The sequence below is a fragment of the Streptomyces sp. JW3 genome (assembly GCF_052216785.1).
Taxonomy (GTDB): Bacteria; Actinomycetota; Actinomycetes; order Streptomycetales; family Streptomycetaceae; genus Streptomyces.
The window spans coordinates 75,234-81,640 of record NZ_JBQOUX010000025.1 but is presented as its reverse complement, the minus strand read 5'-3'; the positions used below and the strand labels follow the sequence as shown (position 1 = coordinate 81,640).

Here is a 6,407-nt window from a genome sequence, read left to right as displayed (position 1 = left end):
TCGCGGCTCGCGGCTCGCGGCTCGCGGCTCGCGGCTCGCGGCTCGCGGCTCGCGGCTCGCGGCTCGCGGCTCGCGGCAAGGGTGCGCATATCGCATTTCAAGCCGGTCGGCAATCGTTCGGTGACGGACGTGGATGTGTGAGTGGAGGTGTGTGAGTGGAGGTGTGCGAGTGGAGGTGCGTGAGTGGAGAGTGCGTGCGTGGACGGGCGAGTGCGTACACGGTAACCAATGGCTCCGGTCACGGCCGAGGTTCACTTCGCGTCCGCATAGCACTCCACCACCGCCGCGGTGAACGGAAACCGCACCGGCGTCCGGCCGAACGTCAGCCGCCCCGCCAGGTCGGCCGCCTCCCGTATCGCCGCGACGACCGTGTCGGTCTCGTCCGCGGGGCAGTGCACGATCACCTCGTCGTGCTGGAAGAAGACCAGCTCGGCGGAGATCTCCGCGCAGGTCTGCCGCAGGGCGGCCAGCATCAGCAGGGCCCAGTCGGCGGCACTGCCCTGGACCACGAAGTTGCGGGCGAAGCGGCCCCGGGCGCGGGCGCCGGACGTCTCGCCGGGCCGGCTCCCCGGCGGCTCGTCCTGGGGGAGGCCCGCCTCCCCGGCGTCGGCCTCGCCCGGCCCGGCCGCCGGTGGGCAGGTGCGGCCCAGCCAGGTGCGGACCAGACGGCCCTCCTCGCCCGCGCGGGCGGCGTCGTCGACGTAGGCCACCGCCCGGGGGAAGCGGCGTCTGAGCGCGGCCAGGTTCTTCAGGCCGTCGCCGGAGGTCTGGCCGTAGACCGCGCCGAGCACCGCCAGTTTGGCCTGGGAGCGGTCGCCGGAGAAGGCGCGGTCGGAGACCGACTGGTAGAGGTCGCTCTCGCGGGCGGCGACCTCCATCAGGCCCGGGTCGCGGGAGATCGCGGCCAGCACCCGCGGTTCCATCTGGTCGGCGTCGGCCACCACCAGCCGCCAGCCCGGGTCGGCGACCACGGCCCGCCGGATGACCTTCGGGATCTGCAGTCCGCCGCCGCCGTTGGTCACCCAGCGGCCGGTGACCGTGCCGCCGGCCAGGAACTCGGGGCGGAAGCGGCCGTCGCGGACCCAGTCCTGGAGCCAGGACCAGCCGTGCGCGACCCAGATCCGGTACAGCTTCTTGTACTCCAGCAGGGGTTTCACGGCCGGGTGGTCCAGGGACTCCAGCTCCCAGCGGCGGGTGGAGCGGACCTTGACGCCGGCCCCCGCGAACGCTTTGACGACGTCCGCGGGCAGGTCGGGGCGGACCCGGCGGCCGAAGGCGGCGGAGACCTCGTCGGCCAGCTCGGCCAGGCGGCGGGGCTCGCCGCCGCCCGCGTACCGCTCGCCCAGCAGGTCGTGCAGCAGCTCGCGGTGCACGTCGGCGCGCCAGGGCAGCCCGGTGCGGTTCATCTCGGCGGCCACCAGCATGCCCGCCGACTCGCTCGCCGTCAGCAGCCGCATCCGGTCCGGGTGCTCGGCCAGGTCGTGCCGTCGCTGCTGGTCGGCGTAGACGGCGACCAGGTCGGCGAGGGGGAGGTGGACGCCCCGGGGTTCGAAGAGCGGGGACTGGGCGCCCGGTTCGGCGGCGCGCTGGGGCGGGTCGGGCGGTACCGGACCGCCGCGCAGTCTGGCCAGCGCGGCGGCGGCCGAGCGGGGTTCGCCGAAGCGGCCCTCGTGGCCGAGCAGCAGGGTCTCGGCGTCCTCGATGTCGTAGCACCGCTGCACCCGGACCCCGGCGGCGAGCAGGCGCGGATACAGCTCGGCGGTGGAGCGCCACACCCAGCGGGTGACGTCCGGCCGGGTCCGTACGGCCTCGGCGGTGTCCGCCTCCCGTCGCACCGGCCCCGCGGGCAGCCCGTCGGGGCCGAGGGGGGCGACCTCCACGCCACCGTCCTCGGCCACCGCGAGCACCCACCGGTCGGCCATGGAACGAGTCTCGCAGCAGGGTCTGACAACGGCGCCCGCGCCGGACGGGACGGCGGAGCGGAGTCCCGGACGCTACTTCGGTGACGTCACCGCCGAACGGACGGCCGGGCCCGTGAACACCGTCCCGCAGACGCCCGGCCCTCGCGGGGTGAGCCGGGAACGGCGGCCGTGGCACCATCGCCGGGTGAGCAACGCAGGCCCTCCCCGTACCCCCGATGACCTCGGCACCGTCGACCGCGCCTTCCGGACCGCCCTGTACGACAGCGCCGACGCCGCCCTCGACGCGGCGGCCTCCCTGCTCGCGGCCGACCCGGCGGCCGACGCCGAGGTGCGGCGGCGCGGGGCGGAGTTCGTGGCCGGTGCCTGGCGCCGCGGCTGGCAGCCCGCCGATCTGGTACGCGTCGTACGGCGGGAGCTCGGCGACCCGCACCTGCGGCTGGCCGCCGACCTGATCCGGGTACAGGCGGCCGACGACCGTCCGCGCGGTCCGCGCTGGACCGCGCAGCTCGACGGCCTCCCCGCCGGGCCGGTCGCCGGCGACCGTTTCTCACGCGCCACCACCGTCCTGGAGCTGTACCGCCTGCTGCTGCGCCTGCCCGACCTGGAGCCGCTGGACGAGCCCGGTGCGTCCAACGGCTCCAACGGGTCCAACGGGTCCGGCGGGTCCGGCGGGTCCGGCGGGTCCGGCGGGTCCAACGGGTCCAACGGGTCCAACGGGTCCGGCGGGTCCGGCGGGGCGCGGTCCGAGTCGCGTGCCCTCGCCCGTATCCGCGCGCTGCTGGCCAAGGCGGAGGCGACCGGGTATCCGGAGGAGGCCGAGGCGCTGAGCGCCAAGGCGCAGGAACTGATGGCCCGGCACAGCATCGACGAGGCGCTGCTGGCGTCCCGCGCGCCCGCACCCGACGCCCCGGGAGCCTGCCGGATCGGCGTGGAGGCGCCGTACGAGCAGGCCAAGGCGGTACTGCTGGACGCGGTGGCCGCCGCCAACCACTGCCGCGCGGTGTGGAACGAGGCCCTCGGCTTCTCCACCGTGGTCGGCTTCGAGACCGATCTGACGGCGGTCGAACTGCTGTACACCTCGCTGCTCGTGCAGGCCGAGACGGCGATGACCAGGGCGGAGGCCGCCCAGCGCAAGGGCGGCCGGAAGCGGACGAAGACGTTCCGTCAGTCGTTCCTGGCGGCCTACGCGCACCGCGCGGGCACTCGACTGCGGGCCGCCGCCGAGGCGCCGGTGGGCGAGAACCGGGAACTGCTGCCGGTGCTCGCCTCCCGCGAGGTCGCGGTCACCGGCCGTCTGGAGCGGATGTTCCCGGAGACGACGACCACCCGGCTGCGGGGCGTCTCCGACGAGGCGGGCTGGACCGAGGGCGTCCGCGCGGCCGACCGGGCCCGGGTCGGGCACCGGCGCCCGCTGCCGTGACCGTTCCCGGTGGGACGCGCGCTCTTCTCTGCCGTAAGACGCCCTGCCTCAGTCAGTCGCCCATCTGCTGGAACGCGCTCACCGTCGCGTCCGGCCCGCCCTCGTCGCCGCTCTCGTCGCCGCTCCCGTCGCCTTCCTTCGTCGCGACGGCGCCGTACGACCAGGGGATGTCCTGCGTGGCGGAGGCGCCCGGCAGGGCGAAGCGTGCGGTGCGGACGTCCAGGCCCGCGCCGTCGTCCTCCCCGCGCACGTAGGTGAGGGTGAAGGACGCCGCGGCGTCCTTGGCCAGGGTCAGCTGCCGCGTTGAGGCGCCCTCCTCCCGGCCGATCTCCTTCGAGGCGCCGTCCACGAGGAGGGTCACGGTCGGGAAACCTTCGAGGAGGCATTCCGAGCCGCGGTTGGTGAGGGTCACGGTGACGGTGCCGGTGTCCCCGGCGGCCGGCGCGGGGCTCGCCGCGACCTCCGTACCCGATCCGCCGATCCGGCAGGCGGCGCCGTCGCCGCGGTCGTCGGCGTTGCCGCCCTCCGCGTCGGAACATGAGGTCAGCACGGGCAGCAGAAGCGCCGCGACTGCCGATACGGCGAGGGCGGTGGGCCGGGTGGTGCGCATGAACGGGTCCTCTGGAGGCAGGTGTTCGGCCAGCGGGCGAGTCGCAAGGGTACTTGCCGTAAGCAGCCTCAGCCGCCCAGCCCCTCCGTCGGCAGTCCGCTCGGCAGCCTGCCGCCCTCCGCCTTGGTGTACGTCTCCGTCCCCAGGCCACCCGCCCAGTCCACCTTCAGGGTCGAGCCGTCGACCGACTCGACCGTCCCGGACGCCCGGTCGTCGCTGCCGTCGGTGCAGGACAGGCGGATCGTGCGGGTGCCGTCGGTCGTGCCCGCACTGCCGCTGCACACGGTCCCGCCGGTGGCGAACAGACCGGCCTGCTTCCCGGTGACCACCAGGGCGACCGCCTTGCCGCCGGTGGTGGCCAGCCAACTGCCCGCCAGCTCATCGGCGGCGCCGGACACACTGGCACTGGCACCTGCACTGGCACCTGCACTCGCACCGGCACCCGCGCTCGGACGGGCACTGGCACTCGTACTCGCGTCCTCCGCGGCCCCGTCGTCCGAACCGCCGCCGCCACTGCACCCGGTGAGCACCAGCACGCCCGCGACCCCTGCGGCCCGTGCCACACCCCGCAGACACTCCCGGCCCCGTACGCCCGCCGTACCTTCCGAAGCCACCCGCGTCACCCGTGGCACCCGTGTCACCCGCGTCACCCATGTCACCGGAAGCTCCAAGCGGTAGCGGTAGCGGTAGCGCACGGCCGGCCCGGCCCCACGACAACCCGCAAGCTACCGGAATTCATTCGCAGTGCCCCGGCGTTCACGCCGGGGGTGAAGCGAATCTGATGGTGGCGACGGGGAGCGTCGCCGCGTCTGCTCCGGCGGAGCCGGGGAACGCTCATATCGGCCGGTTCTGCTGTTCGATGTACTGCCTGACCACGGTGAGCGGGGCGCCGCCGACGGTTCCGGCGAAGTAGGAGCCGGACCACAGCTCCGCCGCCGACGCGAGCCGGATGCCCGACACCGACCGCACCATCGGCATCGACCTCGGCCTCACCCACTTCGCCGCCCTGTCCGACGGCACGAAAATCGACTCCCCCAGGTTCCTGCGCCGCGCGGAAAAGAAGCTGAAGAAGGCCCAGCGGGAACTGTCCCGCAAACAGCAGGGCTCGAAGAACCGGGAGAAGGCCCGCCACAAGGTTGCCCGCGCCCATGCCAAGGTCACCGACGCCCGCCACGAGTTCCACCACCAGCTCTCCACCAGGCTGATCTCCGAGAACCAAGGGATCGCCGTGGAGGACCTGTCGGTGGCGGGACTGGCACGTACCAGACTGGCCAAGTCCGTGCACGACGCCGGATGGTCATCGTTCATCGACATGCTCCAGTACAAGGCGGAGCGGTACGGACGCACCCTGGTCAAGATCGGCCGGTTCGAGCCGACCTCCCAGACCTGCTCCACCTGCGGCGTCAAGGACGGACCCAAACCCCTCGATGTCCGGGAGTGGACGTGTGCCGCCTGCGGCACCGTCCACGACCGGGACCACAATGCCGCGATCAACGTGAAGACGGCCGCCGGACTGGCGGTATCGGCCTGCGGAGCGCCGGTAAGACCAGGAGTAATCCCGGCACAGCGCGAAGAAGCAGGAAGCCACGGATTCCCGACCGAACCCCGTGCCGCGTAGCGGCACAGCAACGATCGAGAAGGCCAGAATCCTCGGGCTTCAGCCCGAGGAGCAAGTCAACAGGACGATTTGCGCACCCCGGGCAGATGTCCGGCGTGCGCCTGTTCGCGCAGGGAGACGCGGGAGAGCCCGAAGGTGCGGAAGTAGCCGCGCGGGCGGCCGTCGGTCTGGTCGCGGTTGCGGACGCGGGTGGCGCTGGCGTCCCGAGGCTGGCGGCGCAGCTCCCGCTGGGCGGCCAGGCGTTCGGCGTCCGTCGAGGCCGGGCGGCGGGTGATCTCCTTCAGCTCGGCGCGCCGCGCGGCGTACCGCGCGACGGTCCCCTGGCGCTGCTCGTTCTTCGCGATCTTGCTCTTCTTCGCCATCAGACCTTCACTCCCCGGGCGCGGATACGGGCCACGGCCGCCTCGACGCCGATGGTGTCGACCGTCTTGATCGCCTTGGTGCTCAGCCGCAGCCGTACGTGCCGGCCCTCGCTCGGCAGCCAGTAGCGCTTGGACTGGATGTTGGGGTCGAAGCGGCGCGGAGTGCGCCGGTGGGAGTGGGAGATGCGGTTGCCGAAGCCCGGCTGGGTGCCGGTCAGCATGCAGTGCGCGGACATGGTGACGAACCTCTCTTCGAAGGAGCCGAAACCCTACTGTTAATGGGAATCGTTTTCAGTAAGATACCAGCATGGCACGCAACGAACTCCGTCCGGTCATCAAACTGCGGTCCACCGCGGGGACCGGTTTCACCTACGTCACCCGCAAGAACCGCCGCAACGACCCCGACCGGCTGACCCTGCGCAAGTACGACCCGGTGGCCGGCCGGCACGTCGACTTCCGAGAGGAGCGCTGAGCA

Annotated in this window: 7 protein-coding genes and 2 pseudogenes; 3 read left to right on the top strand and 6 right to left on the bottom strand. The window is 73.1% G+C overall.

Annotated features, from left to right (window positions below; translation table 11 throughout):
• Positions 1-251 precede the first annotated feature (251 nt).
• Positions 252-1,922, bottom strand: coding sequence for a bifunctional 3'-5' exonuclease/DNA polymerase (locus ACTT8P_RS13585; protein ID WP_442831868.1), 1,671 nt, complete (start codon positions 1,920-1,922; stop codon positions 252-254).
• Between the two features lie 184 nt (positions 1,923-2,106).
• Between ACTT8P_RS13585 and ACTT8P_RS13580 the strand changes: the two genes are divergently transcribed.
• Positions 2,107-3,342 carry a DUF2786 domain-containing protein gene (locus tag ACTT8P_RS13580; RefSeq protein WP_442831867.1) on the top strand — a complete coding sequence of 412 codons (1,236 nt, stop codon included), beginning with the start codon at positions 2,107-2,109 and terminating at the stop codon, positions 3,340-3,342.
• 52 nt (positions 3,343-3,394) lie between these two features.
• Here ACTT8P_RS13580 and ACTT8P_RS13575 read toward each other — a convergent pair whose 3' ends face one another.
• The 3 genes and pseudogenes from ACTT8P_RS13575 to ACTT8P_RS13565 all read right to left on the bottom strand — a co-directional run.
• Positions 3,395-3,952 (bottom strand): DUF4232 domain-containing protein, encoded by a 558-nt coding sequence (locus ACTT8P_RS13575; protein WP_442831866.1) that lies wholly within the window; start codon positions 3,950-3,952, stop codon positions 3,395-3,397.
• Positions 3,953-4,020: 68 nt separating this feature from the next.
• Positions 4,021-4,350: a hypothetical protein gene (locus tag ACTT8P_RS13570; RefSeq protein WP_442831865.1), complete on the bottom strand. Its 330-nt coding sequence runs from the start codon at positions 4,348-4,350 to the stop codon at positions 4,021-4,023.
• Positions 4,351-4,786: 436 nt separating this feature from the next.
• A pseudogene (locus tag ACTT8P_RS13565) lies at positions 4,787-4,885 on the bottom strand (transposase); the annotation flags it as partial.
• A 4-nt stretch (positions 4,886-4,889) separates the two neighbouring features.
• On the opposite strand from ACTT8P_RS13565, the pseudogene ACTT8P_RS13560 reads away from it, so the two are divergent.
• Positions 4,890-5,570, top strand: a pseudogene (locus ACTT8P_RS13560) (RNA-guided endonuclease TnpB family protein); the annotation flags it as partial.
• A 56-nt stretch (positions 5,571-5,626) separates the two neighbouring features.
• On the opposite strand, the gene rpsN reads toward ACTT8P_RS13560, so the two are convergent.
• Together rpsN and rpmB are read right to left on the bottom strand one after the other, a co-directional pair.
• Entirely contained in the window at positions 5,627-5,932 is a 306-nt protein-coding gene (rpsN, locus tag ACTT8P_RS13555) for a 30S ribosomal protein S14 (RefSeq protein WP_442831864.1), read from the bottom strand.
• Positions 5,932-6,168: a 50S ribosomal protein L28 gene (gene rpmB / locus ACTT8P_RS13550; RefSeq protein ID WP_442831863.1), complete on the bottom strand. Its 237-nt coding sequence runs from the start codon at positions 6,166-6,168 to the stop codon at positions 5,932-5,934. Before rpmB ends, rpsN begins: the two co-directional genes overlap by 1 nt.
• A 71-nt stretch (positions 6,169-6,239) precedes the next feature.
• Here rpmB and rpmG point away from each other — a divergent pair, with 71 nt between their 5' ends.
• Positions 6,240-6,404 (top strand): 50S ribosomal protein L33, encoded by a 165-nt coding sequence (gene rpmG / locus ACTT8P_RS13545; RefSeq protein ID WP_044382365.1) that lies wholly within the window; start codon positions 6,240-6,242, stop codon positions 6,402-6,404.
• The last annotated feature ends 3 nt before the right edge of the window (positions 6,405-6,407 follow it).